Raw genomic sequence first — 17,060 nt, 5'->3', positions numbered from 1 at the left:
GGTGCGCTACATCCGCACCCGTTCCGCCTTCGGATCGTACATCGGCTTGAGCGAGGCCTCGGCGGCAAAGCGCTCGCCGGCGATCTCGATCTCGTAGGACGACGACAGGACATCCGCCTCGCTCTCGCCCTGGCACGGCACGTAACCAAGCCCGATCGCGCCGCCGAGATGATGGCCGTAATTGCCCGAGGTGATCGGACCGACGATCTTGCCGTCGCGCAGGATCGCCTCATTGTGGAAGAGCAGCGGCTCGGTGTCGTTCAGGCGGAACTGCACCAGCCGGCGTGACAAGCCGGTTTCTTTCTTCTTCAGCACCGCATCGCGGCCGAGGAAGTCTCCCTTGGCGGTCTTCACCGCGAAACCCAGCCCGGCCTCCAGCACATTGTCCTCGTCGGTGATGTCGTGGCCGAAATGCCTGAACGCCTTTTCGATGCGGCAGGAATCCAGTGTGTGCAGGCCGCATAGCTTCAGGCCGACGTCGGCGCCGGCTTCTTGTATCGCCTCGAAGACGTGGGCGGCCTGGTCGGTCGAGACATAAAGCTCCCAGCCGAGCTCGCCGACATAGGTGACGCGGTGGGCGCGGGCCAGGCCCATGCCGATTTCGATCTCCTGAAACGTGCCGAACGGATTGTTCCCGTTGGAGAAATCGTTGGGGCTGACCTTTTGGATCAGCTTCCTCGAATCCGGGCCCATCAGGCAAAGCACGGCTTCGGCAGCGGTCACATCGGTGATGACGACGAACTCGTCGGCAAGGTGTTTTCGCAGCCAGGCCAGGTCGCGCTGCAGCGTGGCGCCGGGCACGACGAGCAAGAAGGCTGTTTCGGACAATCGCGAGACGGTGAGGTCGCTCTCGATGCCGCCGCGCTGGTTGAGCATCTGGGTGTAGACGATCTTGCCCGGCGTCACGTCCATGTCGTTGGCGCAGAGCCTTTGCAGGAAGGCGCAGGCGTCGCGGCCCTCGACGCGGATCTTGCCGAACGAGGTCATGTCGAACAGGCCGACGCCGTTTCGGACCGCCAGATGCTCCTCGCGCTGGTTGTCGAACCAGTTCTGCCGTTTCCAGGAATAGCGGTATTCGCGCTCCTGGCCCTCCCGCGCAAACCAGTTGGCGCGCTCCCAGCCGGCGACCTCGCCGAACACCGCGCCGCGCGCCTTCAGATGTTCGTGCAGCGGCGAGCGGCGGACGTTTCGCGAGGTTGCCATCTGCCGGTACGGAAAATGATCGGCATAGAGCAGGCCGAGCGTTTCGGAGACGCGCTCCTTGAGATAGCGGCGGTTCTTCTGGAACGGCTGGGCGCGGCGGATGTCGACCTCCCAGAGGTCGAAGGGCGCCTCGCCGTCATTGATCCATTGCGCCAGCGCCATGCCGGCGCCGCCGGAGGAGACGATGCCGATCGAATTGTAGCCGGTCGCCATCCAGTAGCCGGAAAGCTCCGGCGCCTCGCCGAGATAATAGCGGTCGTCGGGGGTAAAACTCTCGGGGCCGTTGAAGAAGGTGTGGATGCCGGCGGTGGCCAGCATCGGCATGCGGTTGACGCCCATTTCCAGGATCGGCTCGAAATGGTCCATGTCCTGCGGCAACTGGTCGAAGCAGAAATCCTCGCTTATGCCGTTCATGCCCCAGGGCTTGGCCACCGGCTCGAACGCGCCGAGCATCATCTTGCCGGCATCTTCCTTGTAGTAGGCGCACTCGTCCGGCACGCGCAGCACCGGCAAGCGGGAAAGGCCGGGGATCGGTTCCGTGACGAGATAGAAATGTTCGCAGGCGTGCAACGGGATGGTGACGCCGTTCCGGGCGCCAAGTTCGCGTGCCCACATGCCGGCGCAGTTGACGACGATATCGGCCTCGATCAGGCCTTGCTCGTCGCCCTGCACCCAGGAAACGCCGGTGACGCGGCCGGCCCTGGTATGCACCTTGGTCACCTTGACGTTCTCGACGATCGTCGCCCCGCGCTGGCGCGCGCCCTTGGCCAACGCCATGGCGATATTGGCCGGGTCGCACTGGCCGTCGAGCGGCAGATGCACGGCGCCGACCACATCGGAAACATTGAGATGCGGGTACATCTGCTTGACTTCGTTGGGCGAAATCTCGCGAACATCGATATCGAAGGCGCGGGCGAGAGATGCCTGCCGATAGATCTCGTGCTTGCGCTCCTCGGTCAGCGCCACCGTGATCGAGCCGACCTGGCGCATGCCGGTGCCGACATCGGTCTCGGCCTCCAGCTTGACGTAGAGGTCGGCCGAGTATTTCGCCAGCCGCGTCATGTTCTGCGAGCCGCGCAGCTGGCCGATCAGGCCGGCGGCGTGCCATGTCGTGCCCGACGTCAGCTGCTTGCGCTCGAGCAGCACGATATCGGTCCAGCCGAGCTTGGCCAGATGATAGGCGACCGAGCAGCCGGAGACGCCGCCACCGATGATGACCGCCCTCGCTTTGGGAGGAATGACCTTGGTCGGAATGGTTTTGGTGGGCGAGGCGTTCATGCGGCCTCGCGACCATAGCTGGAGGCAAAGCGGCGCAGGCGCGTGGCAGCCTCCATCAGTACCGGCTCAGGCTGGCAGAGGCTGAAGCGGATGTGGCCGGCGGCGGCCTCGCCGAAGCTCGAGCCGGGCATGACGCCGACATTTTCCTGGTCGAGGAAGGCCCAGGCGAATTTTTCGTCGTCCGGCTCGATCGCCGATATGTCGAGCATGACGTACATGCCGCCTTCGGAGCCGCGCACGGTGATGTTGTTCATGCCGCGCATGGCATCGAGGACGACGGTGCGCCTCGCGGCGTAGCGCTCGGCGATTTCCTTGACGCCGTAGCCATTTTCGAGCGCCTCGGCGCAGGCGAGGCTGATGAAGGCCGGCAGGCCGTAGGTCATCACCAGATTGAGGTCGGTCAACAGCGAGACCATCGATTCCGGCCCGGTCAGCCAGCCCATGCGCCAGCCGGTCATGCCGTGGCTCTTGGACATCGAATTGATGACCAGCGTGCGTTCCGCCATGCCGGGCAGCGAGCGTGGTGAGACGTGCTCGCCGCCGCCCAGCGTCCAGTAGACCTCGTCCGACAGCAGCCAGAGGTCATGTTCGCGGCAGATCTGCGCCAGCTCTTCCAGGCGCTCGCGCGAATAGACGGCGCCCGTGGGATTGTTCGGCGTGTTGATCAGGATGGCGCGGGTGTTCGGCCGGAGGGCGGCGCGGATGTCGGCGGCGCGCGGCTGAAAGCCATCCTCGGCGGGGGTCTCGACGACGCTGAACTCGGCGCCCGCCGCACTGAAGGTGTTGGGATAGGTGGCGTAATAGGGCGCGACGACGATGGCATGGTCGCCCTGGTCGAGAACCGCTTGAATGGCCGCGTAAAGCGCGGCCTGCCCGCCCGGAGTGGCGATGACCTGGTTGGGGCTGGTCGCAACCCCGGTGCACCGCGTCGAGGCCGCCGCCATCGCCTTGCGCAGGCGTGGAACGCCGGCAAGCGGCGTGTAGTGGTGATTGCTGGCGCGAACCGCCGTCACGCAGGCTTCGATCGTCTCGCTCGGCGTGTCGAAATCATGGTCGCCGACCGACAGCATGATGATGTCCTCGCCGGCCTGCTTGCGCGCCCAGGCAGCGGAATGAACCTCCCAGCCATCCTTGCCCGAAGGCACGATGCCGGAAATGCGCGAAGATGGCTTGGGCATTATGCTGCTCCCGAAATTTCATAACCGGCCTGTTCGAGCCGGTCGCGCAGCGCGGCGATGTGGGCCGGTCCGACTTCGCAGCAGCCGCCGACAATGCCGGCGCCGGCCTCGACCCAATCGACCGCCTGGCCGGCATAGGCATCCGGATCGAGGTCGTGGCGGGCGTGCAGCACTTCCACCGTACCGCCATGCTTGAGCGCCTCAATCGAGGTGAAGCCGTTGGCATAAGCGCCGACCGGACCGCCGAGAGCGATCAGTTCGGGCAGCGCTGCAGCGATCGCTTCGGGCCGGCAGCAATTGATCAGCCGGGCCGCGACGGGCAGGCCGGCAAGAGCGCCCGCCGCCGCCGCAATGGCTTCGCCGCTGCGCAGGCGCGGCGTGCCGTGGTCGGCAAGCGTCCACGACACCCATACGGGCTTGCCGCTTTCCGACGCCGCGGTGACGGCGGCGCGCGCCTCTTCGGCCGACGCCATGGTTTCGCACAGAAACAGATCGACGCCGCCCGCCTGCTCGGCAACGATACGGCGATAGATGTCGAGCGTATCCTGGAAGGATATCGTCAGCGCCGGCGCATAGCTGCCGAACAGCGGCGACAGGCAGCCGGCGATCGCCGCGTCGCCAGCCTGGTCGCGGGCTTGCCTTGCCAGTTCGATGCCGCGCTTCTGCAGGGGCTTGAACAGCTCTTGCGCGCCTTCGCGTGCCAGCCGTTCCGGCGTGGCTGAATAGGTGTTGATGGTGATGACGCGGGCGCCGGCGCGGATGAATTCCGCATGCAGGTCGCGCACCAGATCCGGTTCGTCGATCAGCACCCTGGCCGACCACAGCGGCGTCGGCTCGGAACTGCTACGGCGGACCAGCTCCTGGCCCATGCCGCCATCGGTGAGGATAACAGTCTTCATGCTCTGAGCCTCTCGTTCTTTGGATCCCATAACGGCTCATCCCTCTGCACGACCGCCCGAAAACGTTCGCCGAAGATCTCGATCTCGACCGCGGTTCCCGGCTCGGTGAGGTCGGCGCGCAGCATGCCGAGCGCGATCGACCTGTCGATGCGATGACCCCAGCCGCCGGATGTCGTCTCGCCGACGATCCGGCCGTCATGCCACAGCGTCGACATGGTGGGCGCATCGCAGTCGCCGGGGTTTTCGACGACCAGCGTGACGAAGCGTTTCTTTACGCCCTGCTGCTTCTCGTTCTGCAGCGCCGCCTTGCCTCGGAAGTCGGGCTTGTCCCATCTGACGAAGCGCTCCAGCCCGCCCTGCAGGATCGAATAGTCGGTCGACAGGTCACCCTTCCAGGTGCGGTAACCTTTTTCGAGCCGCAGCGAATCCAGCGCGTACATGCCGAACGGTTTCAGGCCGTGCTTCTGGCCAGCTGCCCAGAGGGCGTCGAAGATGGCTGCGGTATCGTCGACCTTGCTGTGGACTTCCCAGCCGAGCTCACCCGCGAAGGACACGCGCACCAGCTTTGCCCAACGTCCGGCGATACTGGTTTCCTGATGCGTCAGCCAGGGCAGGGTGAGGTCGGCCGCGCAGAGTTCGGCGAGGATTTTTCGCGAGTTGGGGCCGGCGAGGATCTGGGTGGAGTATTCCTCCGTCCGGTCGACCAGCTTGAAAGTGGCGTCCTTCGGGATGCGCGATTTCAGCCATTCGAAATCATGCCACTGAGCCACCGCGGCGGTGATCAGCGTCATCAGGTTCTCGTCGTGGCGGACCACCGACATTTCGGTGACGATGCGGCCCTTGTCGTCGGCAAAATAGACGAGGCCGATGCGGCCGGGTTTCGGCACCAGGCCTGTCACCTGGAGGCTCAGCCATTCGGCGGCACCCGGACCATCGAGATTGAAACGGGAAAACCCCGGCAGGTCCAGAATGCCGGCGGCATCGCGGACGGCGATGCATTCCTCGCGCACACGATGCTGCCACGGCCCGTCGCGGCGGAAGGTCAGCGTGGATTCTTCGGAGATGTCGTCGCCTGGCTTGGCATACCAGGTGGCGCGTTCCCAGCCATTATAAGCGTCGAACCGAGCGCCGAGTGCCTTGATGCGGTCGTGGAGCGGCGACAGCTTGCGGTCGCGCCCGGCCGGCCAGGCATGGCGCGGGAACTGGATGGCATATTCGTTGCCGTAGATCTCCATGCCCTTGGCGACGCAATAATCCGGGGCCGAGGCAAAGGCGGTGAAACGGCGCGGATCGCACGACCACATGTCCCATTCGGTCTGGCCCTCGGTCACCCATTCGGCCAGCACCTTGCCGGCGCCGCCGCCCTGGGCGATGCCGAAGGTAAAGACGCAGGCCTCGAAGGCGTTGGGCACGCCGGGCATCGGCCCGATCAGAGGGTTGCCGTCCGGCGCATAGGGGATCGGCCCGTTGATGACCTTGGACAGGCCGGCGGTGCCGAGGATCGGCACGCGGGCGACAGCATCGGCCAGGTAATGTTCCAGCCGGTCGAGATCGTCGGGAAACAGCTGGAACGAAAAGTCGTCGGGCATCGGGTCGTTGTGGCCGACCCAGTGGGCGCGGCAATTGCGCTCATAGGGGCCGAGGTTCATGCCGTTCTTTTCCTGGCGCAGATAATAGGACGTATCGACGTCGCGCAGCAGCGGCAGCTTCTTGCCCTGTTCCTTCGACCACGCCGCCAGTTCGGGGATTTCCTCGAACAGGATATATTGATGGCTCATCACCATCATTGGCACCTCGCGGCCGAACATCCTGCCGACCTCGGCGGCGCGGTAGCCGGCGGCGTTGACGACGATCTCGCAGCGGATCTCGCCTTGCGCCGTCTCGACCACCCACTCGTGATTGTCTCGGCTCACGCCGGTGACCGGACAGAAGCGGATGATCTTCGCGCCCATGTCGCGCGCGCCCTTGGCCATTGCTTGGGTCAGTTGCGCGGGGTCGATATCGCCATCATTCGGATCGTAGAGCGCGCCTTTCAGCTCATGCGTCTCGATGAAGGGGTAACGGCGCTTGATCTCGTCGAGCCCGACCACGTCGATATCCATGCCCTGGTAGCGGCCCATGCCCTTGGCGCGCTGGAATTCCTGCATGCGCTCGATCGTATGGGCAAGACGCAGGGAACCGGTGACGTGGTAGTTCATGGGATAGCCGACCTCGTCGGCCAGCCGGCGATAGAGTTCGGTCGAATATCGCTGCAGGTTCATCAGCGACCATGACGAGGAGAAAGTCGGCACGTTGCCGGCGGCATGCCAGGTCGAGCCGGAAGTCAGCTCGTTCTTCTCCAGAAGCACGCAGTCGGTCCAGCCCGCTTTGGCGAGATGATAGAGCGAGGAGGCGCCGACGGCACCGCCTCCGATGATCACCACGCGTGCCGTGGTCGGCAAACCGGCCATGTTCTTCTCCGACTATTTGTTTTGATGCATGTCGTTGTCCCAAAACCGCCACGCACTTTTGGGCGACATGCATTCGTTCAATAGACGGGCGGCGAAACCACCCAGATCACCACAGCCGGTTCCGCTCCAGGATTGCGCCAGCGGAACGGCTTGCCGTCGAAGCGAAAGGAATCGCCTTCGCCAAGCCGGTGCCAGACGCCGGCAATTTCGATGTCGAAACTGCCGGAAGCGACGTAGCCGGCTTCCTCGGTCGGCCGGCGCGACTCGGTCTGCAGCTCGGCACCCGGGGCGAAGACCGAACGCAGCATCTCGAAGCTACCGCCGAGATCGGGCGACAGAAGCTCCTCCACCAGGCCGGAATCGCTTGTGCCAAGCGTGCGCCGGTTGCCGGCGCGCACGACCACGCCGCGCTCGGTCTCGACAGGTACGTCATGGCTGAAGAACAGGCTGACCGGCACGCCGAACAATTCGGCGAAGGCCCTGAGATCGCCGAGCGACGGGACCGACAGACCGCGCTCGACCTGGCTGACCCAGCCGACGGAACGGCCGAGCTTCAGTGCGATTTCGGCAAGCGTCAGGCCGCGCGCCTTGCGCAACGCGCGAATGTCGCCGGCCAGCAGCCGTTCGCCGCTGTCCTGTTCCGATCTGGCGGCGGTTGAGGGCAAAGCCATCCCTGTCTTGGTGAAAAATTCCCAGCAAATTTCATTTGATGGCGGGTTCATGAAAAAATCAAGAGGATTTTCACGAAATCACAAGATTTACTTGCGCCATTTTGACGGTTCGGGCAAAGGCTCGGCGCACGAGCGGCGAGTGGGGCGTCCGGTCGAGGCGGGTAGGCTATCGGGCGTTCAAAAAGACGCGCAAGGATGCTCCATCACTTCTAGTCGGCGCATGATCCTTCCGGAAAATCGGGTTCGGGATCATACGCAAAAGGACGGCCCATGCTGGAAAACAACTCCCGGATTGCGGCGGCGATCGTCGATGACGCGATCACCTCGCGGCGGTCGGTACGCGCCTTCTTGCCCGATATGGTCGACGACGAGACCATCCGCGATATTCTCGCCGTTTCCGCGCGCGCGCCCTCAGGCACCAATATGCAACCCTGGAAGGTCTATGTGACCAAGGGCGAGGTCAAGCAGCGCATCACCGACGCCATCCTCAGCTCGGGCATCCGCGCCGAAAAGGCCGAGTGGGACGAGTACCGCTACTATCCCGACCAGTTCTTCGAACCCTATCTGACGCGACGGCGGGCCAACGGCTTCGGCCTCTACGGCGTGCTCGGCATCGGCCGGCGCGAGGTCGACAGGATGCGTGCGCAGCACGACCGCAACTTCGTCTTCTTCGACGCCCCGGTCGGCATGATCTTCACCGTCGACCGGCGGCTGAACAAGGGGTCGTGGATCGACTACGGCATGTTCCTGCAAAACATCATGGTCGCCGCGCGGGGCAGGGGCCTGCACACCTGTCCGCAAGCCGCCTTCGCGCCCTATCACCGGCAGATCAGGCCGGTGCTCAACATTCCCGACGAGGAGATCGTCGTCTGCGGCATGGCGCTCGGCCATGAGGATACGTCCAAGCCCGAAAATGCCTTCCGCACCGACCGCGCGCCGCTGGAAGAGTGGGTGACGTTCGCGGAGTGACGTGAAGCGCCGTCCGGCTCTACTGCACTTCGTAGCCGACTTCCTCGCTCGCATGGCAGAGCGCTTTCCAGAACGAGCGGGCAAACGAGCGGAACACATAGATGTCGAACTGATCGGCGCCGGTGCGCTGGATTTGCGCGAAGATGTCGTGATGCATGGTCGAGCGGCCGGCGCCGATCGGGAAGGCCGGCAGCGCGAAGTCGATTGCGAAGAATTTCGCCAGCACCCACTCGGCCTTCGGCCCGGCGATACGGATCGCGGTGCGGCCGTGCGAAAGGTCGGTCACCGTACCGATGGCCGAAGTGACGACATCGGCAAAGGCCGGCGCCAATCCCTCGGCTTCATCGACCACAGTGAACTTTCCCGGCGCAAAGCCGAACACCGACCTGGCGCCGTTCGTCACACCGCCACCGGCGCCGTCGGGCAAAGCCAAGCCGGTGACCGCATGGATGCCGGCCATCAACGTCTTCTCCTCGCCAGGCCAGGCGGCGAGCTGCAGGATCGAACCCGGCCTGGTTTCGGAGAGGATGATTTCGACACCGTGCTCGAAATTGCCATGCGAGCCCGGATGCAGCACCGGCTCAAGCGGTGATTGGCGCTCAACCATGCATGCGGCTCCCGTCCGGATCGAAGAAATGGTTGGAGACGATCTCGACCGGCCCGAACCGGTTGCGCAGCGGGTCGGAAACGTAGGCACGCGAGCCGCGCCGCGCCTTGCCGCCCTTGACCAGGGCAAGCGCGATATATTTGCCGAGCGCCGGCGAATAGCAGCAGGCGGTGATATGGCCAAGCGAGCCGTGCGGATTGGCTTCGTCAAGCTCCTCGACGATGTGTGCGCCGCCATTGAGCGGCTGGTTGTCGAGCGAAACAATACCGACGAGTTCCAGGCGGTCGGGTGCGATCAGCCCCTCGCGATCCATCATCGCCGAGCCGATGAACGACTTCTTCTTCGACAGCATCCAGTCGAGATGCAGGTCGCGTGCCGTGGTACGGCCGTCGATCTCGGCACCGGTGACGTGGCCTTTCTCGATGCGCATGGTGCCCAGCGCCTCCAGCCCGTAGGTCACCAGCCCGAACGGCTTGCCGGCTTCGATCAGCGCCTCCCAGACATGGGTGCCGTAGCCGGCGCCGGAATAGACCTCGAAGGCCATTTCGCCGGAGAAGGACAGCCGGCAGATCATCACCGGCACGCCGGCGATTTCGCCGTGGACGATGCCCATGAAGGGCAGGGCGGCATTGTCGACGGCGGTGCCGCTGACGCAAGCAGCCAGTAGCTGCCTTGCCTTCGGCCCACCGATGGCGGCACCGGCCCATTGGTCGGTGACCGAGGCGACGTGGACTTTCAGCTCCGGCCAGATCACGTCGAGGAAATATTCCAGATGCTGCATCACCTTGCCGGCATTGGCGGTGGTGGTGGTCATCAGGAAATCCTGCTCGCCGAGCCGCCATGTGGTGCCGTCGTCAAAGGCGAGACCGTCCTCGCGCAGCATCAGCCCATAACGCGCCTTGCCGACGGCCAGCGTCGAAAACACGTTGGTGTAGACGCGGTCGAGGAATTCCGCCGCGTCGGGGCCTTGCACCGCGATCTTGCCCAGTGTCGAGACATCGACGATGCCGGCGCTCTCGCGCGTGGCTCTCGCTTCGCGCACATAGGCCTGCTCGATCGTCTCGCCGGGATGGCCGTAGATCATCGGCCGATACCACAGGCCGGCCGAATACATGGTGGCGCCGTTGGCGACGTGCCAGTCATGCATCGGCGTCAGCCGCTCGGGCTTCAGATCGCCGAAGCGTTCGGCGGCTAGCGAGCCGATCGATACCGCCGAAAAGGGCGGGCGAAAGCGCGTCGTGCCGACCTCTGGGATCGGCTTGCCGAGCGCCTCGGCCATGATGGCGAGGCCGGGTATGTTGGAGCTCTTGCCCTGGTCGGTTGCCATGCCGAGCGTGGTGTAGCGCTTCAGATGCTCGACCGAGACGAAGCCTTCGCGATGCGCCAGCCGCACGTCATCCGCCGTCACGTCATGCTGGAAGTCGACGAAACTCTTTCCCTTGGCCTTGATCTCGAGCACCGGCGCCGGATCGGGATCGCCAGGTGCTGCCTCGACGGCAGGCAAGGCCGCCGGCGTGGCGGTTGCGCCCGCTGCGGAAAGGCCGGCGGCGCGGCCTTCGGCGATCGCCTCGGCGGTGGAGAAACTGCCGGTGAAGGCGCCGGCGCCGATCCATTGCCGCGTCGTCGGCTTGGGCGGCAGGAACGCTTGCAATGCTTCGTTCCATTCCGCTCTCGCGCCGGCCTGGCTGGCCAGATGAATGGTCGGCGACCATCCGCCCGACATCAGCAGGCAATCGGCGTGGATGCTGCGCGCTTCGCCGGAAAGCGCGCCGTTGACCATGTCGAAGCGCTGCACCTTGAAGCCGGAAAGCGCCTTGCCGCCCTCGGTGGCGATTACCGCGTGGCCAGAAAGGATCTCGGCCTCCGCTTCGCCGGCCAGCTTGCGCATTTCGCTCGAAAGTTCTGGGCGCACGTCGACGATGGCGACGACGACGGCGCCGGCCTTCTTCAGCGCAAGCGCGGAGCGATAGGCGCTGTCATTGTTGGTGAACAGCGCGACCCTGTCGCCCGGCAGCACGCCATATTCATTGGCAAAACGCTCGGCAGCATGCGCCAGCATCACGCCTGGCCGATCGTTGCCCGGAAAGACCAGCGGACGCTCCAGGGAGCCGGTGGCCAGCACCACCGACTTGGCGCGGATCGTCCAATAGCGATGGCGCGGCTCGCCCTTGCCGGCCTTTTCCTTGTGGTCGGTGACACGTTCGAGCGCGGCAAGCGTGTTGCCGTCATAATAACCCCAGACAGTAGTGCGCGGCAAAAGGCGGATATTATCACGGCCTTCAAGCTGACCGGCGGCGCGCGCTGCCCAGTCGGCGGCCGGCATGCCATCGATCGTCTCGCGCGACCAATTGGCCGAGCCGCCGAAATGCGGCTCGAGCTCGGCCAGGATGACGCGTGCACCCTGATCGGCAGCCGCCCTGGCGGCCATCAGCCCCGCCGGGCCGGAGCCGACCACCAGCACATCGCAAAACGCGTTCATACGTTCGTAGCGCGCCGTATCGGGAGCCGTGCCTGCCTTGCCCAGGCCGGCGGCACGGCGGATGAAATGCTCACAGAACATCCAGAAGCGAGTGCCCTTCAGCGGACCGATCACCGGTCCCATGAAGGTTTTGTAGTAGAAGCCGGCCGACAAAAGCTTGCCGCCGAGCTGGTTCACGGCACTGACGTCCCAGGCAAGCGAAGGGAAGCGGTTCTGGCTGACTGCGGCCAGCCCGTCATAAATTTCGACCATTGTGGCGGGGATGTTCGGCTCGCGAACCTCGCCCCTCAACACTGTGACCAGCGCGTTCGGTTCCTCGACGCCGGCGGTCAGCACGCCGCGCGGGCGGTGATATTTGAACGAACGCCCAAACAGGGTGACGCCGTTGGCCAGCAGCGCCGAAGCCAGCGTGTCGCCGGCATGGCCGGTATAAGGCGCGCCGTCGAAGGTGAAACGGATGGTCCGCAGCCGGTCGATGCGGCCGCCGGCCTCGGTACGGCGCGGGCTCATGGCTTGTCCTCGGCCCGGTGCCGCGCAACCGAGTTGTGGTCGCCGCGCGCGAACGCGGTGCTGGAGATCTCGTGCGTTAGCGTATTGCGCACGACCCTGAGATGGGCGCGGCAGCCGCCGGAATGCTGCCAGATCTCATTGTGGTCGCCGGCCGGGTTAAGCCGGTCGTAGACATAGGCGTTCCAGGCGTCGAGGTTCTGCGAGGCGGGCTGTGGGCGCTGGCGGTTGCCGTCGCCCTGATAGGTGAATTCGATCACGTCGCGCGGGCCGCAATAGGGGCAGGTGATGAGCATGGATCTCTTAAACTTCTCGTTTGACCATGATCTTGTCCGAAAACCGGTTTCCACTTTTCGGGATCATGGCCTAATGCAGCCGGGGCGTGGCGCCCTGGCCCTTGTCGTCGATCACCAGGCCACGGTAGAAGCGGTCGAGCGTGAAGGCCGCGTTGAGACCGTGCGGCTCGTCCTTGGCAATGGTCCAGGCAAAGCACCAGCCGGAAGCCGGCGTCGCCTTGAAGCCGCCATAGCACCAGCCGCAGTTGAGATACATGCCCGGCAGCGGACCGGTGGTGATGATTGGCGAGCCGTCCATCGACATGTCGCAGACGCCGCCCCATGAGCGCAGCATGCGGACACGGGCCAGCCCAGGGAACAGCGCCAGCATCTCGCTCATCACCTCATCGACGATAGGCAGGCTGCCGCGTTGGGCGTAGCTGTTGTAGCCGTCGAGATCGCCGCCATAGACAAGCCCGCCCTTGTCAGATTGCGACATATAAAAATGGCCCATGCCGAAGGTCAGGACCGTATCGATGAACGGTTTTAGCGATTCCGTGACGAAGGCCTGCAGCACGTGGCTCTCGATCGGCATCGTCTCGATGCCGGCAAGCCGCATGACCCGCCCGGTGCTGCCGGCAACCGCGACCGCTACCTTTTTTGCGCGGATTTCGCCGCGCGTTGTCGTGACGCCGATGATGCGGTCGCCGTCGCGCAGGAAGCCGGTGACCTCGCAATTTTCGATGATGTCGACGCCGCGGCGATCTGCGCCGCGCGCATAGCCCCAGGCGACGGCGTCGTGGCGGGCGGTGCCGGCGCGCCGCTGCATCAGGCCACCGACGATCGGGAAACGCGCGGTGGCGGAGACGTCGAGCGCCGGCACCAGGCGCGCGATTTCGGCCGTGGTCATCAGTTCGGCGTCAACGCCGAGATGGCGCATGGCGTTTCCGCGCCGGGCATAGTCGTCGAACTGAGCAGGTGTGTGGGCGAGGTTCAGGCAGCCGCGCTGCGAGAACATGACGTTGTAGTTGAGGTCATGGGCCAGGTTCTCCCACAGCTTCATCGAATGCTCGTAAAAGCGCGTGTTGGCCGGCAGGAGATAGTTGGAACGGACCGCCGTGGTGTTGCGGCCGACATTGCCGGAACCGAGCCAGCCCTTCTCCAGCACCGCGACATTGGTGATGCCGTGCTCCTTGGCTAGGTAGTAGGCGGTCGACAGGCCATGGCCGCCGCCGCCGATGACGATCACGTCGTAGGACGCCTTCGGGTCGGGCTTGCGCCAGGCCGGCCTCCAGTCCTTGTTTCCGGTCAGCGCGTTCTTGAGAAGCGAAAAGGCCGAATATTCCGCCATTCTTATTGTCATCCATTTCAGGCTTTGCGGCAGACTATAGAGCAGGCCGCCAACGCAAAGCCAAGATTGCGCCATCGCTTTTCGACTCCCCGACTTCGACTGGATTGGCCGACTTCGATTGGCGGACTTCGAAAACGAGCCGCCTGGCATGACTTGCCCCGTGATATGAGCGTCTTTATCAAGGACGTGCTTCAAAACTGCCGCTGCCGTCCGCGAGTCGCCAGAAAAATCATGTTCTTTCGTTTACTCCGCCTGGTCCTGATCGCTGCACTTGTTGTCTCGGCGCCGCCGTCGCTCGTTACTATGGCGCAGGCACTCGGGCAGGGCGCCGCCGGGTTGATCGCCGACCAGCAGAAGGTCATCCAGAGCCTGACGGCCAAAACCGACGGTCTCGAGAAGAAGATACAGCAGGATGGCCAAGACGATGCCACCCTCGTGGAAATCCGCCTGCAATTGGAGGATCTGTCGCGGGCGGCGCTCACCAGCGCGCTGGCGTTCCGCTCGCGTCTCGGCGATATCAACGATCGGATCGAGACGCTGGGACCTCCGCCGGCCGCGGGCCAGCCGGCCGAGCCCGACATCGTGACCGGTGAACGCCAGGCGCTGGCTTCCGAAAAAGCCGAGATTAACGCCGTCATTGCCAGCGCGCAGAACCTGTCGATCCGCATCAGTGGGCTGATCGAGAAGATCGGCAACATGCGCAGCGAGCTGTTCCGCAATGTGCTTACCAAACGCTACGTGCTGTCCGATGCGCTTAGCCCCGAAGTCTTTTCCGACGCCAACGCTGAGTTTTCCGGCTTCTATAAGGCGGTGTCATCCTGGCTGAGCTTCGCCTTCAAGTTCAAGTTCCAGGCCATTCTTGCCGCGACTTTGATGGCGCTCGCATTCGCTGCAGTGCTTTTTATCGGCGGCCGACGCCTGTTCGGCCGCGTCTTCGAAGCGGATCCCTCCGTCGAGGACCCCTCCTATCTCAGCCGCCTGTCGGTGGCGTTCTGGTCGACGTTGCTGCCGACGCTGGCGGTCGGCGCCTTCCTTGTCTCGACGATCTTCTTCTTCGATTATTACAATGTTTTACGCGGTGACATCGGGATCTTCCTGAATTCGCTGGTTGCCGTTATCGCGGTGGTGTTCTGCGTCAACCGCCTGACCAACGCAGCGCTCGAGCCCCGACTGCCGAACTGGCGTTTGATCCCGGTCGAAACCGGCCCGGCGCGTTGGCTGGTGCGGCTGACGACCGCCATGGCTGTCGTCATCGGCAGCAACAACTTCCTGTCTGTCGTCAACGACAAGATGGGCTCGCCACTGTCGCTGACCATCGCCAGAAGCTTCATCGCCACCATCGTCGTCGGCATCATCCTGATCCTTATGGGCCTGCTGAAGCCGTTCAAGGCCCCCGACGGAAGCTGGCGCCCGTGGCCGGCGTGGCTGCGCTACACCGCCGTCGCGCTAGGCCTATTCACCATCGCATCGGCACTGCTTGGCTATATCGGCCTTGCAATTTTCGTCTCGCTGCAGGTCGTGGTCACCGGCACCATCCTGGTCACCGCCTATATCGGCTTCCTGTCGGCGCGAGCGATCGGCGAGGAAGGTGGTTTCGCCAAAACTTCGATCGGGCGCTGGCTAGCGGCCAATTCAAGCTACGAAGATGCCGCCCTCGACCAGCTCGGGCTTGTCGTCAGCGCCGCCATCAACATCATGATTGTGCTGGTGTTCCTGCCGCTGATCCTGTTGATGTGGGGCTTCCAGCCCGGCGACATCCAGGCCTGGGCCTACAAGCTGGCGACCGGCCTCACCGTCGGCTCGGTGACGATCTCGGTCACCGGCATTCTCACCGGCGTCGTCGTCTTCATCATTGGCTATTTCCTGACGCGCTGGTTCCAGGGCTGGCTCGACGGCTCGGTGATGGCGCGCGGCCGGGTCGACACCGGCGTGCGCAATTCGATCCGGCTGGCGGTCGGTTATGCCGGTGTCGCGGTCGCGGCACTGGTCGGCATCTCGGCGGCCGGTATCGACCTCTCCAATCTCGCGCTGGTCGCCGGCGCCCTGTCCCTCGGCATCGGTTTCGGCTTGCAGAATGTCGTCTCGAATTTCGTGTCGGGCCTGATCCTGTTGGCCGAGCGGCCGTTCAAGGTCGGCGACTGGATCGTCGCCGGCGACATCAGCGGCACGGTCAAGAAGATCAGCGTGCGCGCCACCGAGATCGAGACGTTCCAACGGCAATCGGTGATCCTGCCCAATTCAAACCTGATCAACAATGCGGTCGGCAACTGGACGCACCGCAACAAGCTCGGCCGCGTCGACATCAAGGTCGGCGTTGCCTATGGCAGCGACGTCAAGCACGTGCATGGCGTCCTGTTGGAGATCGCACGCAGCCATCCGCTGGTGCTGAAGAACCCGGAACCCTTTGTGCTGTTTTCCAATTTCGGCCCGGCCGCGCTCGAATTCGAGATCCGCGTATTCCTGGCAGACGTTCTTAGTGGCAATATCGTCCAGAACGACATCCGCTTTGCCATCTTCGATGTGTTCGCCGACCAGCATATCGAAATTCCGTCGACACCGCGCGCCGTCGTCGAGACCAAAAAGCACGAGGCGTGGCCGATCGACGACGACAAGATCGAAGTCGAATTCGCCGAGCGGGAACAAGCAAAAGCCCTAGCGGCGGTCGAGGCGAAACGTCTCGCCAAGTCGGGACGCAAGGTACGGAAGCCCGATCCTGACTAGCTGTTTGGAGCTTGCCTTCAAGCCTTCGGAAACCAATTGCGGCATGAATGCGGCATTCAGTTGCCGTTCAGCTTGCATTACATATAAGCTCACCTGCAAACGGCGAGAATGCCTTGCGAAATGCAACAGAGGCGGTGGCAACACCGATACTGCAAAATGTGGAAGTCTCTCGTCGCCGCCGTCGCTTTTCTGGCCGTGGGCGGTTCGGCCCATGCCGCCAGCGCGGTCAACAAGGACGCCGAGACCCGCACGCTGATCGTGACGGAAGGCGGCGGCAAGACCGAGCTGGCGCTGGCCGCTGGCGAAACCGTGGAATTTTGCCCGAGCGGCTGTTTTGTTACCTTGCCGAATGGCGACCTCGAGGCGCTGACCGGTTCGGAGACGATCGAGATCTCGGGCGGCGTCGCGCGCATCAAGTAAAGTCGACGCCATGATTTTTGAAGGCCGGGCAAACGCCCGGCCTTTTATTTGC

At 64.1% G+C, this 17,060-nt stretch carries 12 protein-coding genes; 3 read left to right on the top strand and 9 right to left on the bottom strand.

Annotation, left to right across the window (positions count from 1 at the left end; all coding sequences use genetic code 11):
* Positions 1-6: 6 nt before the first annotated feature.
* The 5 genes from NKI39_RS06245 to NKI39_RS06225 all read right to left on the bottom strand — a co-directional run bounded on the left by NKI39_RS06245 (position 7) and on the right by NKI39_RS06225 (position 7,679).
* Positions 7-2,481: a GcvT family protein gene (locus tag NKI39_RS06245; protein ID WP_352831080.1), complete on the bottom strand. Its 2,475-nt coding sequence runs from the start codon at positions 2,479-2,481 to the stop codon at positions 7-9.
* Positions 2,478-3,659: a pyridoxal phosphate-dependent aminotransferase gene (locus NKI39_RS06240; RefSeq protein ID WP_352831078.1), complete on the bottom strand. Its 1,182-nt coding sequence runs from the start codon at positions 3,657-3,659 to the stop codon at positions 2,478-2,480. The genes NKI39_RS06245 and NKI39_RS06240 overlap by 4 nt, the downstream gene beginning before the upstream one ends.
* The gene (locus NKI39_RS06235; protein WP_352470270.1) at positions 3,659-4,558 is read right to left on the bottom strand and encodes a homocysteine S-methyltransferase family protein; all 900 of its coding nucleotides are present in this window, start codon (positions 4,556-4,558) and stop codon (positions 3,659-3,661) included. Before NKI39_RS06235 ends, NKI39_RS06240 begins: the two co-directional genes overlap by 1 nt.
* Positions 4,555-7,008, bottom strand: coding sequence for a GcvT family protein (locus tag NKI39_RS06230; protein ID WP_352831076.1), 2,454 nt, complete (start codon positions 7,006-7,008; stop codon positions 4,555-4,557). Before NKI39_RS06230 ends, NKI39_RS06235 begins: the two co-directional genes overlap by 4 nt.
* 77 nt (positions 7,009-7,085) lie before the next feature.
* A complete protein-coding gene (locus NKI39_RS06225) occupies positions 7,086-7,679 on the bottom strand; it encodes a helix-turn-helix domain-containing protein (protein ID WP_352500968.1) in 594 nt (197 codons plus the stop codon).
* Positions 7,680-7,949: 270 nt separating this feature from the next.
* Here NKI39_RS06225 and NKI39_RS06220 point away from each other — a divergent pair, with 270 nt between their 5' ends.
* Positions 7,950-8,648, top strand: a complete 699-nt coding sequence (locus NKI39_RS06220) for a nitroreductase (protein WP_352500967.1) — start codon at positions 7,950-7,952, stop codon at positions 8,646-8,648.
* Positions 8,649-8,667: 19 nt separating this feature from the next.
* Here NKI39_RS06220 and NKI39_RS06215 read toward each other — a convergent pair whose 3' ends face one another.
* The 4 genes from NKI39_RS06215 to NKI39_RS06200 form a co-directional block, all read right to left on the bottom strand.
* Entirely contained in the window at positions 8,668-9,255 is a 588-nt protein-coding gene (locus tag NKI39_RS06215) for a sarcosine oxidase subunit gamma (RefSeq protein WP_352452120.1), read from the bottom strand.
* A complete protein-coding gene (locus NKI39_RS06210) occupies positions 9,248-12,244 on the bottom strand; it encodes a sarcosine oxidase subunit alpha (RefSeq protein ID WP_352831074.1) in 2,997 nt (998 codons plus the stop codon). Before NKI39_RS06210 ends, NKI39_RS06215 begins: the two co-directional genes overlap by 8 nt.
* Positions 12,241-12,537, bottom strand: coding sequence for a sarcosine oxidase subunit delta (locus NKI39_RS06205; RefSeq protein ID WP_023676536.1), 297 nt, complete (start codon positions 12,535-12,537; stop codon positions 12,241-12,243). The genes NKI39_RS06210 and NKI39_RS06205 overlap by 4 nt, the downstream gene beginning before the upstream one ends.
* A 70-nt stretch (positions 12,538-12,607) precedes the next feature.
* Positions 12,608-13,867 carry a sarcosine oxidase subunit beta gene (locus tag NKI39_RS06200; RefSeq protein ID WP_352831280.1) on the bottom strand — a complete coding sequence of 420 codons (1,260 nt, stop codon included), beginning with the start codon at positions 13,865-13,867 and terminating at the stop codon, positions 12,608-12,610.
* 231 nt (positions 13,868-14,098) lie between these two features.
* On the opposite strand from NKI39_RS06200, the gene NKI39_RS06195 reads away from it, so the two are divergent.
* Positions 14,099-16,588 carry a mechanosensitive ion channel family protein gene (locus NKI39_RS06195; RefSeq protein WP_352831072.1) on the top strand — a complete coding sequence of 830 codons (2,490 nt, stop codon included), beginning with the start codon at positions 14,099-14,101 and terminating at the stop codon, positions 16,586-16,588.
* Between the two features lie 156 nt (positions 16,589-16,744).
* Complete coding sequence (locus NKI39_RS06190; RefSeq protein WP_352452117.1) at positions 16,745-17,008, top strand: hypothetical protein; 264 nt, start codon at positions 16,745-16,747, stop codon at positions 17,006-17,008.
* Positions 17,009-17,060: the final 52 nt, after the last annotated feature.

The organism is Mesorhizobium sp. M0664, assembly GCF_040320565.1.
GTDB lineage: Bacteria > Pseudomonadota > Alphaproteobacteria > Rhizobiales > Rhizobiaceae > Mesorhizobium.
This window is presented reverse-complemented; position numbering and strand designations above follow the sequence as displayed.